The sequence below is a fragment of the Nonomuraea sp. NPDC051191 genome, assembly GCF_044455665.1.
Taxonomy (GTDB): Bacteria; Actinomycetota; Actinomycetes; order Streptosporangiales; family Streptosporangiaceae; genus Nonomuraea.
Genome location: NZ_JBITEZ010000036.1, coordinates 14,015 through 34,898, shown reverse-complemented (window position 1 = coordinate 34,898; position 20,884 = coordinate 14,015). Strand labels below are relative to the sequence as shown.

Below are 20,884 nucleotides of genomic sequence, written 5' to 3'. Positions count from 1 at the left end.
GTCGCGATGACGACCTCGGCACCGTTGCGCAGCGCATGGGCCTGGCGGCTGATCGACATGCCGCCGACGACCGTGGCCAGCCGCAGCTTCAGTGCCTGGGCGTACGGCGTGAGCGCATCGGTGACCTGCTGGGCCAGTTCCCTGGTGGGGACGAGGATCAGGGCGAGCGGTCGCCGCGATTGTGCCCGCTGTCCGGAGGTGCGGACGAGCAGGGCCAGGCCGAAGGCCAGTGTCTTGCCCGACCCGGTGCGCCCCCGCCCCAGGACGTCCCGGCCGGCCAGGGAGTTCGGCAGCGTGGCCGCCTGGATCGGGAACGGTTCGTTCACGCCCAGGCCGGTGAGCACCTTCAGCAGTGCGGGCGGCATGCTCAGCTCAGCGAATGTCGCGGCCGCCGGCAGGGCCGGGGTTACGGTGACCGGCAGCGCGAACTCTCTCGGGAGCGCGGCGGGACGCCGCCCGTTGCCGGACCGGCTGGAGGCGCCTGAACGGCCCTGAGCCGGCGAGCTGAATCGGCCGCCCCTGCTTCGGGCAGAGCCGCCCGTACGGGGCGAAGAGTTGCGATCGTGCGCGCGAGTTGCGTGGTTCATGCAGAACCTTCCTCGATGCGGCACGTGTCAGGATCCTCGGCGCGATGAGCGGCACAAGAACGGCTAGCACGAGCCGAAGAGAGACGAGTCGAGCCGGCGGAAACAGCCTGGGCTCGTACGTCGAAATGGTCGGCTTTCGCCGGGAAGAACGCGGCCGTGATGCCGCGCCGTGGAACTGGATCGGGCCTATGCCCGAACCGGAGCCAGCGGTGGTGCATCCGGTGTGCGGCGGAAGTACAGACACGCTGTGCTTCTCCGGTTGTGAGGTCATCACGGCACGATGGATGCCACAAAAGCAACGCGCCGGGGACCGCGCCCTGCGGCGCGGGCCCCGGCCACGTGGTGCGCAGTGTCAAGCGGGAACGATGTTCTCGGCCTGCGGGCCCTTCTGGCCCTGCGTGACGTCGAAGGCCACCTTCTGGCCCTCGCGCAGCTCACGGTAGCCGCCGTTGGCGACGATGTTGGAGTAGTGCGCAAAGACGTCGGCGCCGCCGCCGTCCTGCTCGATGAAGCCGAAGCCCTTTTCCGCGTTGAACCACTTCACGGTGCCAGAAGCCATGTTGATCTCCTTCGATGGGTGCAAAGCCGGAATCCGCATCGAACGGATTCCGCGTCGCCGCGATAGGACCACACACCCGGAGATGACCGGAGAACAAAAAATGCACCTGAGGCTACATACCGTCAGGTGCACACAAGTCTTTATGGGTACCACAACTGCAACTGATCCCAATCTAGCACATGTGCCGTCGTGCTGCGCATGCCCCCGCCGACGCCGACATCATCCGCGCGCCATTGCCGCCTTGACCTGCAAGTTCCAGGTTCAACTGCGCTGTTGCCCGCACCGCGCCATCCCGATCGGCCAGGCAATCTCCTCGTCCTGCAGCTCATCAAAGAGGCCGCCATTCAGCCTGGGAAAGGCTTACGGTTCCGGGCCCCGCAGGTGTCCCGGCCAGCGCGGCCTGCCTGTACGACCGAGCAGACCAGCAGGTCGGCGAGGTACTCGGCGGCAGCGGGCCGCTCGACGGTCGAGGATCGGCTAATACTCCAGTGACACATCGGGTCTCCCACCTGGTCGAGAACCAGCCGGTCGCCGAGTACGGCGGCCCGGGCTGGTACCGCATCAAGAGTCAGCGTGTGGTGGGAGCTGCGCGTGGGCGGCAACTGGACCCAGGGCCCGCCCGTCCCGGGCACCGGCCACCAACTGGTGTCCTTCGCGGACGACTCCTACGAGGCCGTGTACTTCGCCGAGGGCAAGAACAGCGGCAACAAGCCCGGCACCCCGGCGGTCGCCGGAGATCCGGACGACACCACCGCGAGCACCGTCATCTGGAACGTCTCCTACTGGCGGGCGGGCTGGTGGACCACCGCCACCGACGAACCCGGCAAGAGCGCTGCCTGGAAGCGGCTCGGCCCCGCCATGCTGAAGGTGAGCATGAACACGAGTCCTGACAGCCTGGCCGCCGCACCGTCACCCACCACCGGCCCGGCCCGCCCATCGGCCGACCCACCCACCGGTCCTCGCGAGGGCCTCAAACCCACCGACACGACAACCGGACCCCACCCGAAACCCACACGGTGGAACACCCCGGCGCCTGGCTCGCTCGCTCACGGAGCGGGCCAGAACCGGACGCATAAAGCGCCCCTGACCTGCATCACCGCAGTTCAGGGGCTTGCGTCGCGTTCCGATTCAGTCTGTCCCCCCGCAGCTGATCCGCGCGTGCGACGTCAGCAGGAGTCGTCCGGCGAACGGATGGCTTGGCGCACCTCGTCACGCCACCCGGTCGGGACGTAAGTGACTGATGGGCACATGGTGATAGATCGGGCATGACACCATTTCTGGAATGAATGCGGTCAAGCACGCGCCTCGGGGCGGGGATCGGTTGATCCCGGTGTCGATGACGGTGGTGGTGCTGGCGGTCGCGGCGGTGGCCGCAGGGGTGTCCTAATGGCATGCGGTGGCGGTGATCGGTAAGTACGGCGCCGAGGACGAGATGTCGGCCCAGCTCGTCCCGGCGACGGTGGACGGCATGGGCCGGGTGAGCGCGTGAGCGAATACCAGTACTACGAGTTCCTGGCCATCGACCGGCCGCTCACCGGCCAGCAGCAGGCCGAGGTGCGCGCCCTGTCCACCCGGGCTCACATGACTCCCACGAGCTTCACCAACGAGTACCACTGGGGCGACTTCCACGGTGACCCGTCCCGCATGGTGGAGCGTTACTACGATGCCCATCTGTACCTGGCCAACTGGGGCACCCATCGGGTCATGCTGCGCCCGCCCAAGGCCGTGCTCGACCCCAAGCAGGCCGGACGCTACTGCGTGGGCGAGCAGGTCAGCGCATGGACCAGCGGCGGACACCTCGTCCTCGACTTCACCAGCGAAGCCGAAGAGGAGTACTGGGAGGACGACGTCGAACGCTCCCTGTCAGCGATCGTCGGCATCCGCGCCGAACTGGCCGCCGGGGATCTACGGCCGCTCTATCTGGCCTGGCTGTCGGCGTACGGGGCGTGGGAGCGTGACGAGGACGCCTTCGACTACGAGGAAGAGGAGGAGCTGGAGCCGCCCGTCACGCCGGGGCTGGGCTCGCTCGGCGCGCCGCAGCGGTCCCTGGCCGGCTTCCTGCGCCTGGACGACGACCTGCTCGCAGCCGCCGCCGCCCGCCGCCACGCCCGCGAGCAGCAGGAGGCGGCCCGGCGCGCCGACGAACAGGCACGCCGGGAACAGGTGCGGCGGCAGGTCAGGGAACTCCACCTGAACCGGCTCGCCCAGGACCTCGAAGCCGCGTGGAACCAGGTGGAGACCTCCATCACCACCAAGAAACCCCGCGAATACGACCAAGCCGTCGAACTCCTACGCGACCTGCACGCCCTGGCCCTCCGCGACGAACACGCCCACACCTTCACCCAGCGCCTCACCCACCTCCGAGAACGCCACCAGGGCAAGCCCAGCCTCATCGAACGACTCAACGACGCGGGCCTCACAGCCGAGTAATCGGCGATTGGTGACCAGCGGTCCGCACCACCGACATTCACGTAGCCCGTACTGCCCGGCCACCCGAGAAGTGCGCATGGTCAAGGGATGCCAACCGTTGCACGGTTGCTCGTTGGATGCTCATCGGCACCTGATGCGGCATGACTGCGCCTGCCGAAAATCACGTCCATGCACGTCAGGCAGACCATGCATCGCATCCGAGGTCCGCTGCGAGCCATCCTGCCTGTGAACGCACATGACCAGGCGATGACTGCTCGGTGGTTGCTCGCACAGTTCGGTCCACCGCAAAATTCGAGTTCACCACGCTAGCTTGGCCCCAGACAGCCGCGCCGAGATGGGGGACAAATGGCGCATAGTCCCGATGGTCAAGAACGCATGGTTGCTCGGTGGTTGCTCGCGTGTACGCGATACAGCACGGCACGCGTCGGCACAGACCGACACGACGACGGGGATAATTCCGGCCACGACAATACAAAACAGCACTCCGTGACACCGAGCGACATCAACCAAGGATTCTCATAATCCGTGGGTCGTGGGTTCAAGTCCCACCCGCCCTACTCACCAATACCGCGTTCGACCTGTGGTTTCTCGGATTTCACCGACCTCCGATCGCCTTGTTGATCATGGTTGGTTGCTCGATGGTTGCTCTTGTGTACGGACCGTGTATCGCGATAGATCATTTGGGCCGCCACCGTCAGCTCAGACCCCAGAGATGACCATCAGAAGATCAAGCCGGAAGGCTTGCACAACGTCGCCGGTCAGCAGTTGCCTGATGGCCGGTCAAGCCTTGCCCAAGTCGGCTCGTCTCTCCGACCAGGCCCTGCGTGACCAGCAGATAAAAGATCCGCTGCTTCTCATCGCAATGCTCCGGATGCACGACGTTGAGGATAGAGACGCAGCCCGCCGAGCAACGACGGGGCCGGCTGGGCTCAATGGATCAGGTTGCGGCATCGCCGGTGTGGCCCGAGGCCTCCTGAACGACCATCAGATCGACCCCGGCGGCCAGCATCAGCGACGCCGGTACGACCGTCCTCAGGTGTCGTCCCGGGCCGCGGCGAGCGTCCAGACCGCGTCTTCGCCCCGGCCCTGCGCGACACCGCGCCCGAACTCAGTCACGGCCGCGTCGAACAGCGGAGCCCGCGCGCCGGAGGAGGACAGCGCATGCTGGAACGTGCGGGCCGCCTCCTCATAGGTGGCAAGGGTCGCCTGATCGGTGGTGAAGTCCTCGTCGGCGAGCCGCCGGGCTATCTCCTCCTGCTGGAACTCCAACACGCCGGCCACCCGCACCGCCAGCGGCACGAACTCCTTCGGCGAGATCCCTTGGGCCTTCGCGTACCGGGCGGCCTCGGCGAACGCGGCGAGGATGGTCATGTGGAAGGCGCCGACCGTGGCGGCCTCCAGGGCGTTCGCGCCCTCCGGAGACTCGGAGACGTGGCGAGAAACGCCACCGAGAGGCGCCAACACCTGCCGGGCGGTCTCCCATTCCGGTTCGCTGCCGGAGACCAGGAGCAGGAGGTCGTCTCGCCCGACTTGCTCCGGGTATCCGACGATCACGGCGTCGAGGTAGCCGCCGCCCTGCTCGACGACCCGATCCCGCATCGGCTTCGCCTGATCAGGGCTGCCTGTGGTCATGTTGACGACGACGCGGCCGGCCAGCGTCCCGGCGTCGCGGAGAGCGGCATGGACGATCTCGTAGGTGCTGAGGCAGATCACCACGATCTGCGCGCGTCCCACGGCCTCCTGCACGGTCGCGACGGCGGAGCAGCCCGAGGCCGTCAGAGCCTGTGCGCGCTCCGGTGTCCTGTTCCACACCGTGACGTTCGCTCCCCTGTCCGCCAACGTCCTGGCCAGAGCAGACCCCATGTATCCGCAGCCGAGCACGGCCACATCGAGCTGAGCAGGCATCCGCGCGTCCCTTCGTGTCAAGATCGGTCCCGTGCACGAGCGAGAGGAGCGGTCATGAGCTCATCAGGCCGACCGCGCCTCCTCGCCAGGTAAGCCTGGAGCCGGTGAACATTCCGCAATTGATCCCACGTGCCAAACGATCCGAAGGAAACGTCACCGGACCCCGGTGCAGGGTGTGAGCGAAGTCCCGGGACGATCAAGCATCGGTTCTGGGACGCCTTCGCCGGATCGGCGCCCGGCTCCGCGTGCCCTCAGCGCCCTGCCACGCGAACGACCGGCAGATTCCGCTGCGCCACGCGCACCGCTCGTACGACCAGGCGGTGAACTCGCGCGAGCAGGAGCTGCAGATCTTCACGCCCGGGGAGGGCTCCACCGAGCACATCGGACTCGACCACCTGCCGCCTGGAGCCGGCGGGGAGTGCGGCCTCCGTCGAAGGGTGCCGTGGCCGGCCGGGTGTCATCTGCGGGTGACGAGGATCCCGTCGTCGTCGGAGAACAGTTCGGCGCCGGGGTGGAAGGTGACGCCTCCGAAGGTGACCCGGACGTCGCGTTCGCCGGTGCCCTGCTTGCCGCTCTTGCGGGGGTTGGAGCCGAGCGCCTTGATGCCCAGGTTCAGCTCGCGGAGGGCGACGACGTCGCGGACCGCGCCGTTGATCACCACGCCGGCCCAACCGTTCGAGACGGCCATGCCGGCGATGACGTCGCCCATGAGCGCGGTGTGCAGGGAGCCGCCGCCGTCCACGACCAGCACCCGGCCCTCGCCCGGCTCGGCGAGGATCGACTTGAGCAGGGCGTTGTCCTCGTGGCACAGGACGGTCACGACGGGTCCGGCGAAGGCGTGGCGCGCGCCGTACTGGCGTAGTTGCAGGTGGCAGGATTGGAGCTGGTCGCCGCGCTCGTCGTACAGGTCGGCGGTGACGACGGTCATGATGGAACCTCTTTCAGGGATCTACGGGAAGCCGCCGGGCGGCCACGCCGGCCCAGCCGAGGCTGAGCGCGGTCACGAACAGGACACCGCCCGCGCCGAGGCCGGCCGCCATGAGGCCGGCCGCACCCGGGATGACGAGCTGGCCGGTACGGTTGCCGACCAGGCGCAGCGACATCGCCCGGCCGCGCATGCCGGGCGGGGCGGACTCGGCCAGCCACGACATCGTCAGCGGCTGGCCGACGCCGAGCCCGAGCCCGACGACGAGGAGCAGCGCGGCCAGCGCCCACAAGGGCAGGGGCGCCAGGACGAGCAGCATGGCGACGGCCGCGCCCAGCGTGCTGACGACCAGCAGCCGGCGCCGGCCCACCACGCGCGTCAGCCGGCCGAGGAAGAAGCGCGACGTCATGGACGCCAGGCCGCGCAGGGTGAGCAGGAGCCCCACGGCGCCCGCGGTCAGGCCCAGTTCGGTGCCGAGGGCGGGCAGGTAGGCCAGGGTGATGTCGATCGCGGCCAGGACCACGCAGCTCGTGAGCAGGGCGTGCGCCAGGCCGGGCAGGCGCAGCAGCGTCCGCAGGTCACCACCTTCCGCCTGCACGCGGTCGGAGCGGTGGTTCGGGAGCAGCGCCGACAGCGCGACGAGCAGCACGGCCAGACCGCAGGAGGCCGTGAAGATGCGGCCGGTGTCGGGGATCGCGCCCGCGCCGCCGAACGCGGCGATCAGCAGCGGGCCGACGGACTGGCCCAGCGAGGCGGCGAAGGTGTAGTGGCCGAAGGCGGTGTCGTGGCGGCCGCGCTCGGTGGTGTTGGCGACAAGCGCCTGCTGGGCGATGACGCTGCCCAGGTGGCCGGTGCCGAGCAGGATCCCCGCCACGACCAGCCCGGGCACGGTGTGGCCGAGCGTGGCGAACGCGACGGCGGCGGCGGTGAGCAGGAACGCGCCGGCAACGGCCATGCGGCGCTCGCCGTAACGGTCGGCGGCGTGCCCGGCGGGCAGGGCCAGCACCAGGGGCGCGAGCGCGAAGCTGGCGCCGAGCAGGCCGAGCCAGGCCGGCGGCACGTCGAGCTCGATCGCGCGGTAGGACATGGTGGGCCGCAGCACGAAGGTGATGATCTGGGTGCCGGTGGAATGGGCCAGCAGGACGGCGTGCCGATGCCAGGGGTCAGGCATCGGCCTCGCCCTGGGCGGCGGACGCGGTTTCCTCGGGGTGCTTGCGCAGCCGCCAGGCGGCCTGGGCGCCGAGGCTGGTGTCGATGTGCTCGCGCATCACGGCGGCGGCCGACTCGGCGTCGCCGGCGATGACGTACTCCAGCAGCGCCTCGTGTTCGGCGGCCTTGCGGTCGCGGGCGGCTTGGCCGCGCTCGACCTCCAGGGCCAGGCGGCGGTAGCGGTCGGCCTTGTCCCACAGCCCGTCGAGGGTCTGGATGAGCAGGTCGTTGTGCGAGGCCGAGTAGAGCGCGGCGTGGAACTTGCGGTGGGCGACGAGCTCCTCGTACGCGGGGTTGCCCGGCAGCGGCCGGAGGCCCTCCAGCGCGGCACGCATGGCGGCGATGTCGGCCTTCGTACGGCGTTCGGCGGCCAGCGCGACGGCGAGCGGGTCGAGGCTGCGACGCAGTTCCAGCAGGTCGCGGGCCTCCTCGGCGGCCAAAGGGGCGACGCGGGCGTCGCGGTGGGCGTCGAGCTCGACCAGCCCTTCGCTCTTGAGTCGGCGCAGCGCCTCTCTCAGCGGGGTGGTGCTGATCCCGATCTCGCGGGCGAGCTGCGCCTGAGCGATGACCGAGCCAGGGAGCAACGCGCCGGACAGGACGAGCTCCTTGACGCGGAGGTAGGCGAAATCCGCTTTGGTGGGGTAGAGCTCGGCCTCTGATTCGCTCATCGCTGTCCTGTCTCATCGGTGTCCGTTATAACTTACACCGCTCTCCAGGTTTGTCTGCAAGCGGCGAACCTGCCGGCCTTGTCGCTGGCTATTTCCCTGAGAACGCTATAAGCCATCTAGAGGGCTGAGAGCGTTACATTCCGGAAACGAGGGGTTGACGTCATAGATTATAACGAAGCAGAGTGTGCGGCATCGCAGGCAGCGGCTGGTCGCCGCGCCTGGTCTAGGAGGAAGCACATGATCACCTTCCACCCCCCTCTCCGCGCCCTTGGCGCCGCCGTCCTCGCGCTCGGCCTGCTCACGGCATGTGGCGGTGGTGGCGAGGCGGCGAAGGAACCGCCGCCGAACCAGATCGCGACGGGACAGGCCCCGGCCTACTACCCGGCCGACTACTCCCAGCTCATCGAGGCGTCCAAGAAGGAGGGCGGCACTCTCACCATCTACTCCAACACCGACCAGGAGAACTGGGCGCCGATCTTCCGCGACTTCAGCAAGAAGTACCCGTGGGTGACGAAGATCGCGGCCAACAACCTGGACAGCGACGAGGTGTTCCAGCGGGTGCTCAGCGAGCAGGCCACGGGCAGCTCGCCTGCCGACCTGGTGGTGTCGAACGCCGCTCAGGCGTGGGCCGACTTCGGCGCCCGCCCCGGCGCGCTCATGGACTACGCCTCGCCGGAGAAGGCCAAGCTGCCCGAGTTCGGCGAGCTGATGCCCCACGTGTACGCCATGTCGGTCGACCCGCTGTCGATCGCGTACAACACCTCGCTGCTGCCCGAGAAGCCGACCGGCCTGAAGAGCCTGGCCGCGATCCTGGCCAAGGACCCCGCCCAGTACAAGACCAAGATCACCACGCGGGACGTGGGCGGCGCGTTCGGCTTCACCGTCTCGCACGCCTTCGCCGCCGCCCGCCCGGACTCCTGGACCTCGCTGCAGTCGGTGCTGCCCCTGGCCAGGCCGGAGACCTCGTCCGGCACCCAGCTGGAGAAGATCACCTCTGGCGAGTACGTGGCGGGCTTCTTCGTCAGCGCCGCCCCGGCCTACCCGGTGGTCGAGAAGAGCGGCGGCCTGCTGGCGATCTCCTTCCTCGACGACGGCACGGTCGCGCTGCCGCGCGGCATCGGCATCGCCGCCAGGGCGCCGCACCCGGCCACGTCGAAGCTGTTCGTGGACTTCGTCCTGTCGCAGGAGGGGCAGCGCGCGGTGGCCGAGGGCGGCCTGACCTCCTACCGCGACGACGTGCCGGCCGCCGAGGGGCTGCACACCTACCAGGAGCTGGTGAAGGCCGTAGGCCAGGACAACGTGATCCTCGCCAAGTACGAGAAGGTCCCCGACGCCGAGGTCAAGTCCTTCACCGACAAGTGGAATGGCCTGCTCGGCCGCTGAGAGGAACACCATGACCACCCTGTCCCCGCCGCGCCGCTCGGTGCATCCGCCACCGCGCTACCGCAGACCGCTGGGGCTGAGCCGGGAGAGCTGGCTGCAGTACACCGTGCTGCTCCTGCTGGCCGTCCTGGTGCTGGCGCCGGTCGTGCCGACGCTCTACCAGTCCTTCCTGGACCGCCCCCTCTACGAGGCCGGCGGCGTCCTCGGCGTGGACAACTACGTACGGCTGTTCACCGAGGCGGGCTTCGGCCGCGTCGTGCTCAACACGGCGCTGTTCGCCGGGCTGACCACTGTGCTCAGCCTGCTCATCGCGGTGCCGATGGCCGTGGTCGTGGTGCGGACGAAGCTGCCCGGCGGCCGGCTCTTCGCCGCCGCCATGCAGTGGCCGTTCTTCATCTCCTCGCTCATCCTCGGCTTCGGCTGGATCATCATGTACGGCCCGGCGGGCTTCGTCAGCGTCGAGGTGCGCCGCCTGCTCGGGTTCCTGCCGTGGAACCTCTACTCGATCCCCGGCATGGCCCTCACCGAGGCGGTGGCGCTGGCTCCCATCGTCTACACCTTCTGCGCCAACGCGCTGCGCCAGAGCGACGCCTCGCTGGAGGCCGCCGCGCAGGTGTGCGGGGCCGGGCCGCTGCGCATCCTGCGCTCGGTGGTCCTGCCCCTGCTGCGCCCGCCCGTCGTCTACGCCTCGATCCTGGTGATCAGCATGTCGGTCGAGACGCTGAGCGTGCCGCTGCTGTTCGGACAGCCGGTCGGCATCGACGTCTTCTCGACCTTCCTCTACCGCAACGGCCTGCAGTCGATCAACCCGGACTACGGCGTGCTCGGCGCGGCCTCGGCGATCATCCTGCTCGTCACCGTCAGCCTGGTCGCGCTCCAGGCCAAGCTGCTGAAGGACGCCCAGCGGTTCGTCTCCGTACGCGGCAAGGCCACCCGGCCCCGCCCGCTCGACCTGGGGTGGCTGAAGTGGATCAGTGTCGCCGCCATCGCCCTCTACGTCGTGATGGGCGCGCTGGTCCCCATCGGCGGGCTGGTGTTCCGCTCGTTCACGCAGGTGTTCACGCCGCTGCAGTCGCCGTTCAAGACCCTCACCGGCGACAACTACGAGCGCATCTTCACCTATCCGGTGTACGTGCAGTCGATCGTCAACAGCCTCCTGGTCGCCGCGATCGGCGCGGTCCTGGTCAGCGTGCTGTCACTCGTGGCGGTCATGGTGGCCCGGCGGTCGGACTTCCGCTTCCACCGGGCGGTCGAGTACCTGTCGCTCGCCCCGCAGGCGATGCCGGGGATCATCGTCGGCATCGGCCTGTTCTGGGCGCTCGCCTTCGCTCCCTTCGGGCTCGGTTCCCTGATCCAGGGCACGCTGTGGGCGCTGATCGTCGGTTTCGGGCTGCGCGCGCTGCCCAGCGGATTCGGCTCCATCGCGCCGTCGGTCATGCAGATCGGGCGTGAGCTGGACAACGCCGCCCGGGTGTCGGGGGCCGACTGGGTGCGTACGTTCACCCGCATCCTCGCGGCGTTGGTGCGGCCCGCCTTCGCCGGCGCGCTGATCCTGACGTTCGTGACGCTGCTGAAGGAGTACTCCCCCGCGGTGTTCCTCGCCTCGGCCGACTCCAACATCATCGGCACGACCATGCTCGAACTGTGGGTGCAGGGCAACACCGGCTCCGTGGCCGCGCTGGCCAGCCTGCAGATCGCCATCACGGCGACCTTCGTCGGGCTCGCCGGACTACTCCTCAAGGGACGTGACAAGAATGCCTGAGGTCAAGGTCGCCCACCTGTCCAAGCAGTTCGGGGACAACGCCGTCCTGCGCGACATCAGCTTCACCATCGCCGACGGCGAGTTCTTCACCCTGCTCGGTCCGAGCGGCTGCGGCAAGTCCACCACCCTGGCCTGCATCGCCGGCCTGGAGCGGCCCACCGGCGGCAGCATCTCCGTCGGCGACGCCACGTTCGTCGACGCCGGCACGTTCGTGCCTCCCGAGGGCCGCAACCTCGGCATGGTCTTCCAGTCGTACGCGCTGTGGCCGCACATGACCGTCGCCCAGAACCTCGCCATGCCCCTCAAGATCCGTAAGGTCGACCGGCGCGAGCAGGACACGCTCATCATCGAGGCCCTGGACAAGGTGGGGCTGGCCGAGCTGAAGGACCGCTACCCTCATCAGCTCTCCGGCGGCCAGCAGCAGCGCGTCGCCCTGGCCCGCGCCCTGGTCTACTCCCCCAGCGTGCTGCTGCTCGACGAGCCGCTGTCCAACCTGGACGCCAAGCTGCGCGACCAGGCCCGCGCCTGGCTCAAGCGGCTGCAGACCGAGCTCGGCATCACCACCGTGTACGTCACCCACGACCAGGACGAGGCCCTGGCCCTGAGCGACCGCATCGCCGTGATGTCCAAGGGCGACATGGTGCAGATCGGCACCCCGACGGAGATCTACGAGACGCCCGCGACCGTCGAGGTCGCCGCCTTCGTCGGCCGGTGCAACTTCCTGCCCGGCGTCATGACCGGCCCCTCCGAGGTACGGCTGGACTGCACGGGCCAGACCATCACCGTCCCCACCGGGACCGCCGGCACCGGCACCGGCGTCACCGTGGCCGTCCGGCCGGAACAGCTGGAGATCCTCCCCGCCGGCCGCAGCGCCGCCACCGGCGCGAACGTGCTCACCGCCGAGGTGCTCACCAGCTCCTACGTCGGCTCCCGCTACGAGTACGACCTGCGTCTGGGCGACCACGTGATCCAGGCCGAGACCACCCGCCCCGGGCTGACCGGCGAGGTCACCCTCGTCGCCGAGCCCGCCGCCTGCCTGCTCTACCCGACCACCGACGCCCTGCCCGAGGACGTCGAAGCGCTCATCACCATCACACAGTGAGGACCTCTGTGACTTCCTACCGTCTTGGCGTACTCGAAGGCGACGGCATCGGCCCCGAGATCGTCCCCGCGTCCGTCCTGGTCGTGGACGCCGCGCTGGCCGCGGCGGGCGCCGCCCCCGTCGAGTGGGTGCACCTGCCGCTGGGCGCCTCGGCCATCGACACGCACGGCGCCGCCGTACCGGAATCGACGCTGACCGCGCTCGGAGAGCTGGACGCGTGGCTGCTCGGTCCGCACGACAGCGCCGCTTATCCCGAGCCGCACCGTTCCACGCTCAACCCCAGCGGCACCATCCGCAAGCATTTCGACCTGTTCGCCAATATCCGCCCTGCCAAGTCGTTCGACGGCGCCGACGCCGTCGTCCCCGGCACCGACCTGGTCATCGTCCGCGAGAACACGCAAGGCTTCTACGCCGACCGCAGCACCTACAAGGGCACTGGCGAATTCATGCCCACCCCCGACGTGGCCATCGCCATGGGCATCATCACCCGCCCCGCCGTCGAGCGGATCGCCGTCGAGGCGTTCGAGCTGGCCTCCCGCCGCCGCGGCAAGCTCACCATCGTGCACAAGGCGAACGTGCTGAAGCTCACCACCGGCCTGTTCCGCGACGTCTGCCGTGAGGTCGCCGCCCGGTACCCGGACGTGGCCGTGGACGACTTCCACATCGACGCCATGACCGTGCACCTGGTGCGGCGGGCGAACGACTTCGACGTCATCGTCACCGAGAACATGTTCGGCGACATCCTGTCCGACCTGACCGGTGAGCTCGCCGGGTCGCTCGGCATCGCCCCCTCCATCAATGCCTCCCACGAGCGCGCCATGGCCCAGGCCGCCCACGGATCCGCCCCCGACATCGCCGGGCGCGACCTGGCCAACCCCATCGCGATGATCTCCTCCAGCGCCATGCTGCTCGACTGGCTCGGCGCCCGTCACCAGGACCTCGCCCTGGCCCGGGCCGCGACCCTGATCGAGACGGCGGTCGCCGACGCCGTGCGGGGCGGGACCCGTACCCGCGACATGGGCGGCACGGCCGGCACGCGCGCGTTCGCCGAGGCCGTCGCCGCCGGTGTGAAGCGATGAGGGTCGCGGTCGTCAACGCCACCCCCGCCTCGGTGCAACCGGCCACCGACGGGCTCGCCGAAGGGTTCCCGGAGGCCGTCGCCTGGCATCTCATGGACGACCGGCTGGTCACCGAGGCCGACGCGGCCGGCGGCATGACGCCCGCGCTGATGCGCCGCATGCTCTCCCTCATCGACCACGCGGTCCGCGGCGGCGCCGACGCGGTGCTGCTGTCCTGCTCCATGTACGGGCCCGCCGCGAAGCTGGCGCGGCAGCTGTACGACGTTCCGGTCACGGGTTCGGACGAGGCCATGTTCGCCGACGTCACCCGCCGCCGGCCCGGCACGGTCCTGGTGCTCGGCTCGCTGGAGTCGGCGGCGGCGGACTCGGCCCGGCGGCTCCAGGACGTGGCGGACGGCGTCGAGGTACGCGCGGTCGCGGCACCGGGCGCCGCCGCCGCGGCCGCCGCCCACGATTGGCCGGATCTGACGGACGCGCTCGCGCGGACCGCCGCTCCCGCCCTCGACGAGGTGGACCTGGTGCTGCTCGGGCAGTACTCGATCAGCCCGGTCCACGCCGAGCTCGGCGAGCGGCTCGGCGTGCCGGTGCTGAGCCCGCCGCTCGCCGCGGCAGCGGCGCTGCGCAAGGCGCTGGCATGAGCCCGGTGCTCGGCTGCGTGGCCGACGACTACACCGGCGGAACCGACGTCGCCGCCGCCTTCCGGCGGTCGGGGCTGCGGACGGTCCTGCTCTTCGGACCGCCAGGGGCCGGCGCGGTCGTCCCCGACAGCGACGCGGTCGTCGTCGCGCTCAAGACCCGCTCGGTGCCGGCCGGCGAGGCGGTCACCGCCTCGCGCGCCGTGCAGGACTGGCTGACCGGCCAAGGGGTCCGGCGTCTGTATTTCAAGTACTGTTCCACGTTCGACTCCACCGACCAGGGCAACATCGGCCCGGTCGCCGACGCGCTGGCCGAGGCGGCCGGGGCCCGGCTGACCGTCGTGTGCCCGGCTTCTCCGGAGCACGGCCGCACCGTCTACCAGGGGCACCTGTTCGTCGGCGACCGGCTGCTGTCGGACTCGCCGATGCGGCACCACCCGCTCACCCCGATGACCGACTCCGACCTGGTCCGCGTCCTGGCCCGGCAGACTCCGCACGAGGTCGCCCTGGTCCCGTTGCAGACGGTGGAACGCGGCGTGGAGGCCGTGCGGACCGCGCTCGCGGAACTGGAGGCGCGCGGCGTGCGCCACGCGGTGATCGACGCCGTGCACGACGGCCACCTCGCCGTGGTCGCCGGCGCCACTTCGCAACTGCCCATGATCACGGGCGCCTCGGGTCTGGCCCGCGCGGCCGGGGCCCTCACCGGCATGGACCTGCTCCCAGGAGATGGCGTGCCGGCGCTGCCGCCGGGCCCGTCCGTGGTGCTCGCGGGCAGTTGTTCGGCGGCCACGCTGGAGCAGGTGACGCTGGCGCGGGCGAGCATGCCCGCCCACCGCCTCGGCGCCCACGACAGCGCGCCGGCCGAGGCGCTGGAGTGGCTGGAGAGCCGCCTCGCCGAGGAGGAACGCGTGATGATCTATTCCTCCGCGCCGCCGGAGGAGCGCTCCCCCGGGGCGGCGGCGTCCCTGGAACGGGCGCTGGCCGCCGTCGCGGTCCGCGCGGCCGAGCTGGGCGCGCGCCGCATCGTCGTGGCCGGCGGCGAGACCTCCGGCGCGGTGGTGAACGCCCTCGGCGTGTCCGGCGCGGTCGTCGGCGAGGAGGCGGACCGCGGTGTCCCCTGGCTGCTCACCACCGGCCGGTCACCGCTGGCGCTGCTGCTCAAATCCGGCAATTTCGGTCGGCCCGATCTTCTCCTGCGAGCAACGGAAACACCATGACCGACCTGTCACAGCAGGTCGCCGAGCTGGGCGCGTCCCTGTTCGAGCGGCGGCTCACCCATGGCCGCACCGGCAACCTCAGCGGGCGCACCGGCGACGGCTTCCTCATCACGCCCACCGGCGGCTCCCTGCGCTCGATCGGCGAACTGTCGCTGGTCAGCCTGGCGGGCGAGCATCTGGACGGGCCGCGCCCGTCGAAGGAGGCGTTCCTGCACGCCGCCCTCTACCGCGCCCGCCCGGACGCCGGCGCGGTCGTCCACCTGCACAGCACGCACGCCGTCGCCGTGTCCTGCCACGACGGCCTCGACCCCGACGACGTGCTGCCGCCCCTGACCGCGTACTACGTGATGCGCGTCGGACGGCTGCCGCTGCTGCCTTACCACGCGCCCGGCGACCCCGCCCTGGGCCCGATCGCCGAACGTGCCGCCCGCACCGCGCACGCCCTGCTGCTGGCCAACCACGGCCCGATCGTCGCCGGCGCCGATCTCGCCGCCGCCGCCGACGCGGTCGAGGAGCTGGAGGAGACGGCGCGGCTGTGGCTGCTGCTGCGGGACCGTCCCACCCGGCCGCTCACCCTCGACCAGGTCAGGAGCCTGTCGTGATCCCACCGTCCGAACTGATCTCGTTCGGGACCGCGGTCCTGACCTCGCTCGGCGTCCCCGAGCCCGACGCGCGGCTGGTGGCCGACAGCCTGGTCACGGCCGACGCGTGGGGGCATCCCTCGCACGGCATGCTGCGCCTGGAGTGGTACGCCGACCGGCTGCGCTCCGGCGCCATGCGGGCGGTGACCGAGGTGGCCACCGTGATCGACGGCGGCGCGGTCGCCGTCCTCGACGGCCGGGACGGCGTGGGCCAGGTCGTGACCGCGTACGCGGCCCGCGACGCCGTACGCCGGGCGGGCGAGCACGGCGTCGGCGTGATCGCGGTCCGCAACGGCAACCACTTCGGCACCGCCGCCTACTTCACCCGCATGATCGCCGCCGAGGGCTGCGTCGCCCTGCTGACCACGAACGGCAGCCCCGCCATGGCGCCGTGGGGCGGCAGGGAGAAGAGCGTGGGCGCCAATCCGTGGTCGATCGCCGTGCCCGGCGGCGTGCGCGGCCCGGTCGTGCTCGACATCGCCAACACCACGGTCGCCCGGGGCAAGGTCTACGCCGCCCGGGAACGCGGGGAGCCCATCCCCGAAGGCTGGGCCCAGGCGGCGGACGGTTCGCCCACCACCGACCCGCGGCAGGCGATCGACGGGCTCATCCTGCCCATGGCGGGGCACAAGGGGTACGGCATCTCGTTCATGATGGACGTGTTGTCCGGCGTGCTGACCGGGAGCTCGTACGCCACCGACGTGGCGGGGCCGTACGTGCCCGACCGCCGCAGCGGCTGCGGTCACCTGCTGCTCGCGCTCCGCCTGGACGCCGTGGCCGACCCCGGCGACTACGCCCGCCGGCTCGACGACCTGATCGACCGCACGAAGGCCGTGCCGCTCGCACCCGGCTACGACGAGATCTTCTACCCCGGCGAGATCGAGGACCGCAACGCCGCCGCGACGGCCCTCACCGGCGTACGCCTGCCCGGCAGGACACTGAGCAGCCTCGGACGGCTGGCCGACACGTGCGAGCTCGCGCGGCCGGAGTGGATGAGCGCATGTTCGTCGTGATCGTCCACCTCCAGGTACGGCCCGGCCGCCTCGACGCCTTCCGCCAGGGCATCGAGACCAACGCCCGCGCCAGCAGGCAGGAGCCCGGCTGCCTCCGCTTCGACGTGCTGCGCAGCGAGGAGGACCCGCACCGGTTCGTCCTGTACGAGATCTACCGCGACCAGGCCGCCTTCTTCACCGAGCACCGCGCCGCGCCGCACTACGCCGCCTGGCGTCGGGTCGCCGAGGAGTGCGTGACCGAGCACCGCAACACCTTCTGCCATCCCGTCTCGTTGCAAGGGCAGGATTCGTGACCGACCTTCTCACCGTGGGCGCCCGCCGCTACCGCATCCACCCCGTGGCCGCACCCGCCCGCCTGCCGTACAGCCTGCGCATCATGCTGGAGAACCTGCTCCGTCACGGCGCCCCCGCCGGTCAGGTGGCGGCGCTGGCCGGATGGCAGCCGCACGGCGACCGCACCGAGGCGGTGGACCTGCATCCCGCCCGCGTGTTCCTGCACGACACCAACGGCGTGCCCGCGCTCGCCGACCTGGCCGCCATGCGCGACGCCATGACGGCACTCGGCGGCGACCCCGAACGCGTCAACCCGGCCATCCCCGCCGAACTGGTCGTGGACCACTCGATCATCGCCGACGTGTTCGGCCGCCCGGACGCGCCGGCGCGCAACGCCGAGCTGGAGTACGAGCGCAACGCCGAACGCTACCGCTTCCTGCGCTGGGGGCAGGCGTCACTGCGCGGCTTCACCGTGGTGCCGCCCGGCAAGGGCATCATGCACCAGATCAACGTGGAACACCTGGCCCGCGTGGTCATGCGCCACGGCGACGAGGCCTACCCCGACCTGTGCCTCGGCACCGACTCGCACACCACCATGGTCAACGGGCTCGGCACGCTCGGCTGGGGCATCGGCGGCATCGAGGCCGAGGCCGCCATGCTCGGCCAGTCGGTCTCCATCCTCGTCCCCGACGTGATCGGCGTGCGGCTGCACGGCGAGCTGCCGGTCGCCGCCACCGCGACCGACCTCGTGCTCACCCTCACCGAACGGCTGCGCGCGCACGGCGTCGTCGGCAAGATCGTGGAATTCCACGGGCCGGGCGTCACCGCGCTGCCGGTCACCGACCGGGTGACGCTGTCGAACATGAGCCCCGAGTTCGGCTCGACCGCCGCGCTGTTCCCCGTCGACGCCGAGACCATCCGCTACCTGCGCTTCACCGGCCGCTCCGACGAGCACGCCGACCTGGTGGAGGCGTACGCCAAGGCGCAGGGCCTGTGGCACGACCCCGACGTGCCGCCGCTCTACACGGCCGATCTCGATCTCGACCTGGGCACCGTCGTCCCGTCCCTGGCCGGTCCCCGCCGGCCGCAGGACCGGATCGCGCTGGACGGGGTCAAGGCCGCGTTCCGGGCGCAGGAGCACCCGCCCGCGCGGGCACGGCCGGCCGGCGGCGACCAGGAGATCGGGCACGGCGCCGTCGCCATCGCCGCCATCACCTCCTGCACCAACACCTCCAACCCGTCCGTCATGATCGCCGCCGGGCTGCTCGCCAAGAGGGCCGCCGAGCGCGGGCTGCGTGCCAAACCCTGGGTGAAGACCACCCTGTCCCCCGGCTCGCGCGTCGTCATGGACTACTACGGCCAGGCCGGGCTGACCCCCTTCCTGGAGCGGCTCGGCTTCACGCTGGCCGGATTCGGCTGCATGACCTGCATCGGCGCCTCCGGCCCGCTCATCGACGAGGTGTCGCAGGCCGTCGCCGAGCACGACCTCGACGTCGCCGCCGTCCTATCGGGCAACCGCAACTTCGAGGGCCGTATCCAGCCCGAGGTCCGCTCCAACTACCTCGCCTCCCCGCCGCTGGTCGTCGCCTACGCCCTGGCCGGCACCGTGGACATCGACCTCACCACCGAGCCCCTCGGCACGGACCCCGACGGGCGGCCCGTCTACCTGCGCGACCTGTGGCCCGCGCCCGACGAGGTACGCGCCGTCATCGACGAGGTGATCCGCCCGGAGATGTTCGCCCGCGCCTACGCCGACGTCTTCGACGGCGACGAACGCTGGCAGCGCCTCGACGTCTCCGGCTCGGCCACCTACCCGTGGGATCCAGGCTCCACGTACGTCCGGCGCGCTCCCTACCTCGACGGCATGTCACCCGAGCCGTCGCCCCTCACCCACATCACCGGCGCCCGCGTCCTGGTCAAGCTGGGCGACTTCATCACCACGGACCACATCTCACCACCGGGCGCCATCCCGCCGTCCAGCCCTGCCGGCCGCTACCTGACCGGCCTCGGCGTCCCCCGCCACCAGCTCAACACCTACGCCTCCCGCCGCGGCAACCACGAGGTCATGATGCGCGGCACCTTCGCCAACGTGCGCCTGCGGAACGAGCTCGCCCCCGGCACCGAGGGCGGCCTCACCCCGAACTTCCTGGACGACGACCGCCTCACCAGCGTGTACGAGGCGGCCCGCGCCTACCAGGCCGCCTCGGCGCCCGCCGTCGTCCTGGCTGGAGAGGGTTACGGCGCCGGCTCCTCCCGCGACTGGGCCGCCAAAGGTCCCGCCCTGCTGGGTGTGAAGGCCGTGATCGCCAAGTCGTACGAACGCATCCACCGCTCGAACCTGGTCGGCATGGGCGTGCTCCCGCTGCAGTTCCTCCCCGGTCAGGGCGCGGACGAACTCGGCCTGACCGGCCGTGAGACCATCACCGTCACCGGGCTCGCCGCGCTGGACGGACCGGACCGTCCGCCCACGCTCACCGTGACCGCCGACGCCATCACCTTCCAGGCCCGCCTCCGCCTCGACACCGCCCGCGAAGCCGCCTACTACCGGCACGGCGGCATCATGCCCTACGTCCTGCGCCACCTGCTGGCGAGTTGAGGGCCGTCCGTACGTCAGTCCTCGGCGGAGGGCATGACCGCGTTCAGGTTAGTCCGCGAGAGGACGGAGTGGCCGGCGTCCACGAAGAAGTGCTGGCCGGTCACGTAGGCGGCCAGGTCCGAGTTGAGGAAGAGCGCCACCTTGGCGGTCGACTCCGGCTGCATCATGGGCATCGGCAGAGCGTTGAAGAAGTAGCCCGCCTGGTTCATGTGCTCGACGGTTCCGCCCTCGTGCCCGGCGTAGCGGTCCAGCATGCCCTGCCACGAGGTCATCTCGGTCGCGATGAAGCCGGGCTTGATCGCGTTGCAGCGGACGCCGAAGGGCGCGACCTCCACCGCCACGTTCTTCATCAGGCCGATGACGCCGGCCTTCGCCGCTGTGTAGTGCGCGATGCCGGGGTCGGGGTCGTCCGAGTTGGACGAGGCCGTGATGACGATGGATCCGCTCTTCCGTTCGATCATGTGAGGCAGGACCGCCTTGACCGAGCGCCAGACTCCCGTGAGGTTGACGTCGATCATGTCCTGCCAGGTCTCGTCGTCGAGCTCCCAGACCTTCCCCTCGGTGAGGATGCCCGCGTTGGCGATGAGGCAGTCGATCTTGCCGAACTCGGCGATGCCCTGGGCGACGGCGTCGTCCAACGCCTGCTGTGAGCGAACGTCCGCGACGACCGGCAGAGCGCGTCGGCCCAGTTCCTCGACGAGGCGGACCGTCTCAGCGAGGTCTTCCTTACCCGCCAGGTCGTAGGGAACCGTCCTGATGTGAGCGTCGATGTCGGTGAGGATGACGTCCGCGCCTTCCCGCGCCGACGCGAGGGCGTGGGCGCGGCCCTGTCCGCGGCCTCCGCCGGTGATGAACACCACTTTGTCGTCCAGCAGGCCCATGAGCGTCTCCTTATACGTG

The 20,884-nt window shown here is 70.5% G+C and carries 19 protein-coding genes; 12 read left to right on the top strand and 7 right to left on the bottom strand.

The window, feature by feature from the left end; all coding sequences use genetic code 11:
• Window positions 1-587 (bottom strand): DEAD/DEAH box helicase (locus ACIA8R_RS52300; protein WP_397045658.1); only part of this gene is annotated, 587 nt, incomplete at its 3' end.
• Between the two features lie 352 nt (window positions 588-939).
• Window positions 940-1,146 (bottom strand): cold-shock protein, encoded by a 207-nt coding sequence (locus tag ACIA8R_RS52295; protein WP_020545593.1) that lies wholly within the window; start codon window positions 1,144-1,146, stop codon window positions 940-942.
• 591 nt (window positions 1,147-1,737) lie between these two features.
• Between ACIA8R_RS52295 and ACIA8R_RS52290 the strand changes: the two genes are divergently transcribed.
• Both ACIA8R_RS52290 and ACIA8R_RS52285 read left to right on the top strand, forming a co-directional pair.
• Window positions 1,738-2,379: a hypothetical protein gene (locus ACIA8R_RS52290; RefSeq protein ID WP_397045656.1), complete on the top strand. Its 642-nt coding sequence runs from the start codon at window positions 1,738-1,740 to the stop codon at window positions 2,377-2,379.
• A gap of 252 nt (window positions 2,380-2,631) precedes the next feature.
• Complete coding sequence (locus ACIA8R_RS52285) at window positions 2,632-3,576, top strand: hypothetical protein (RefSeq protein WP_397045654.1); 945 nt, start codon at window positions 2,632-2,634, stop codon at window positions 3,574-3,576.
• Window positions 3,577-4,608: 1,032 nt separating this feature from the next.
• Here the strand turns inward: ACIA8R_RS52285 and ACIA8R_RS52280 are convergent.
• From ACIA8R_RS52280 to ACIA8R_RS52265, 4 genes are all read right to left on the bottom strand, one after another.
• Window positions 4,609-5,481, bottom strand: coding sequence for an NAD(P)-dependent oxidoreductase (locus tag ACIA8R_RS52280; protein WP_397045652.1), 873 nt, complete (start codon window positions 5,479-5,481; stop codon window positions 4,609-4,611).
• Window positions 5,482-5,938: 457 nt separating this feature from the next.
• Window positions 5,939-6,409 (bottom strand): ribonuclease E activity regulator RraA, encoded by a 471-nt coding sequence (gene rraA / locus ACIA8R_RS52275; protein WP_397045650.1) that lies wholly within the window; start codon window positions 6,407-6,409, stop codon window positions 5,939-5,941.
• 13 nt (window positions 6,410-6,422) lie between these two features.
• Complete coding sequence (locus tag ACIA8R_RS52270; protein WP_397045648.1) at window positions 6,423-7,577, bottom strand: MFS transporter; 1,155 nt, start codon at window positions 7,575-7,577, stop codon at window positions 6,423-6,425.
• Window positions 7,570-8,283, bottom strand: coding sequence for a GntR family transcriptional regulator (locus ACIA8R_RS52265; protein WP_397045646.1), 714 nt, complete (start codon window positions 8,281-8,283; stop codon window positions 7,570-7,572). Before ACIA8R_RS52265 ends, ACIA8R_RS52270 begins: the two co-directional genes overlap by 8 nt.
• A 237-nt stretch (window positions 8,284-8,520) precedes the next feature.
• Here ACIA8R_RS52265 and ACIA8R_RS52260 point away from each other — a divergent pair, with 237 nt between their 5' ends.
• The 10 genes from ACIA8R_RS52260 to acnA are packed head-to-tail and all read left to right on the top strand — an operon-like array spanning window position 8,521 to window position 19,984.
• Complete coding sequence (locus tag ACIA8R_RS52260) at window positions 8,521-9,666, top strand: ABC transporter substrate-binding protein (RefSeq protein WP_397045644.1); 1,146 nt, start codon at window positions 8,521-8,523, stop codon at window positions 9,664-9,666.
• A gap of 10 nt (window positions 9,667-9,676) precedes the next feature.
• A complete protein-coding gene (locus ACIA8R_RS52255; protein ID WP_397045642.1) occupies window positions 9,677-11,428 on the top strand; it encodes an ABC transporter permease in 1,752 nt (583 codons plus the stop codon).
• On the top strand, window positions 11,421-12,530 hold the full coding sequence (locus tag ACIA8R_RS52250) for an ABC transporter ATP-binding protein (RefSeq protein ID WP_397045640.1): 1,110 nt from the start codon (window positions 11,421-11,423) through the stop codon (window positions 12,528-12,530). The genes ACIA8R_RS52255 and ACIA8R_RS52250 overlap by 8 nt, the downstream gene beginning before the upstream one ends.
• A gap of 8 nt (window positions 12,531-12,538) precedes the next feature.
• On the top strand, window positions 12,539-13,609 hold the full coding sequence (locus tag ACIA8R_RS52245) for an isocitrate/isopropylmalate dehydrogenase family protein (RefSeq protein WP_397045638.1): 1,071 nt from the start codon (window positions 12,539-12,541) through the stop codon (window positions 13,607-13,609).
• The gene (locus ACIA8R_RS52240) at window positions 13,606-14,247 is read left to right on the top strand and encodes an aspartate/glutamate racemase family protein (protein ID WP_397045636.1); all 642 of its coding nucleotides are present in this window, start codon (window positions 13,606-13,608) and stop codon (window positions 14,245-14,247) included. Before ACIA8R_RS52245 ends, ACIA8R_RS52240 begins: the two co-directional genes overlap by 4 nt.
• A complete protein-coding gene (gene otnK / locus ACIA8R_RS52235; RefSeq protein ID WP_397045634.1) occupies window positions 14,244-15,461 on the top strand; it encodes a 3-oxo-tetronate kinase in 1,218 nt (405 codons plus the stop codon). Before ACIA8R_RS52240 ends, otnK begins: the two co-directional genes overlap by 4 nt.
• Entirely contained in the window at window positions 15,458-16,063 is a 606-nt protein-coding gene (gene otnC, locus ACIA8R_RS52230; protein ID WP_397045632.1) for a 3-oxo-tetronate 4-phosphate decarboxylase, read from the top strand. The genes otnK and otnC overlap by 4 nt, the downstream gene beginning before the upstream one ends.
• Window positions 16,060-17,115, top strand: a complete 1,056-nt coding sequence (locus ACIA8R_RS52225; protein WP_397045630.1) for an Ldh family oxidoreductase — start codon at window positions 16,060-16,062, stop codon at window positions 17,113-17,115. The genes otnC and ACIA8R_RS52225 overlap by 4 nt, the downstream gene beginning before the upstream one ends.
• A complete protein-coding gene (locus tag ACIA8R_RS52220; protein ID WP_397045628.1) occupies window positions 17,103-17,408 on the top strand; it encodes a putative quinol monooxygenase in 306 nt (101 codons plus the stop codon). Before ACIA8R_RS52225 ends, ACIA8R_RS52220 begins: the two co-directional genes overlap by 13 nt.
• Window positions 17,405-19,984 carry an aconitate hydratase AcnA gene (acnA, locus tag ACIA8R_RS52215; protein ID WP_397045626.1) on the top strand — a complete coding sequence of 860 codons (2,580 nt, stop codon included), beginning with the start codon at window positions 17,405-17,407 and terminating at the stop codon, window positions 19,982-19,984. The genes ACIA8R_RS52220 and acnA overlap by 4 nt, the downstream gene beginning before the upstream one ends.
• 14 nt (window positions 19,985-19,998) lie before the next feature.
• Here acnA and ACIA8R_RS52210 read toward each other — a convergent pair whose 3' ends face one another.
• Complete coding sequence (locus ACIA8R_RS52210) at window positions 19,999-20,865, bottom strand: mycofactocin-coupled SDR family oxidoreductase (RefSeq protein WP_397045624.1); 867 nt, start codon at window positions 20,863-20,865, stop codon at window positions 19,999-20,001.
• Window positions 20,866-20,884 lie beyond the last annotated feature (19 nt).

Bases quoted from the DNA above. Each gene is read 5' to 3' on its own strand.
- ACIA8R_RS52295 (WP_020545593.1), bottom strand. From the start codon at position 1,146: ATGGCTTCTGGCACCGTGAAGTGGTTCAACGCGGAAAAGGGCTTCGGC.
- ACIA8R_RS52280 (WP_397045652.1), bottom strand. From the start codon at position 5,481: ATGCCTGCTCAGCTCGATGTGGCCGTGCTCGGCTGCGGATACATGGGG.
- rraA (WP_397045650.1), bottom strand. From the start codon at position 6,409: ATGACCGTCGTCACCGCCGACCTGTACGACGAGCGCGGCGACCAGCTC.
- ACIA8R_RS52270 (WP_397045648.1), bottom strand. From the start codon at position 7,577: ATGCCTGACCCCTGGCATCGGCACGCCGTCCTGCTGGCCCATTCCACC.
- ACIA8R_RS52265 (WP_397045646.1), bottom strand. From the start codon at position 8,283: ATGAGCGAATCAGAGGCCGAGCTCTACCCCACCAAAGCGGATTTCGCC.
- ACIA8R_RS52260 (WP_397045644.1), top strand. From the start codon at position 8,521: ATGATCACCTTCCACCCCCCTCTCCGCGCCCTTGGCGCCGCCGTCCTC.
- ACIA8R_RS52255 (WP_397045642.1), top strand. From the start codon at position 9,677: ATGACCACCCTGTCCCCGCCGCGCCGCTCGGTGCATCCGCCACCGCGC.
- ACIA8R_RS52250 (WP_397045640.1), top strand. From the start codon at position 11,421: ATGCCTGAGGTCAAGGTCGCCCACCTGTCCAAGCAGTTCGGGGACAAC.
- ACIA8R_RS52240 (WP_397045636.1), top strand. From the start codon at position 13,606: ATGAGGGTCGCGGTCGTCAACGCCACCCCCGCCTCGGTGCAACCGGCC.
- otnK (WP_397045634.1), top strand. From the start codon at position 14,244: ATGAGCCCGGTGCTCGGCTGCGTGGCCGACGACTACACCGGCGGAACC.
- otnC (WP_397045632.1), top strand. From the start codon at position 15,458: ATGACCGACCTGTCACAGCAGGTCGCCGAGCTGGGCGCGTCCCTGTTC.
- ACIA8R_RS52220 (WP_397045628.1), top strand. From the start codon at position 17,103: ATGTTCGTCGTGATCGTCCACCTCCAGGTACGGCCCGGCCGCCTCGAC.
- ACIA8R_RS52210 (WP_397045624.1), bottom strand. From the start codon at position 20,865: ATGGGCCTGCTGGACGACAAAGTGGTGTTCATCACCGGCGGAGGCCGC.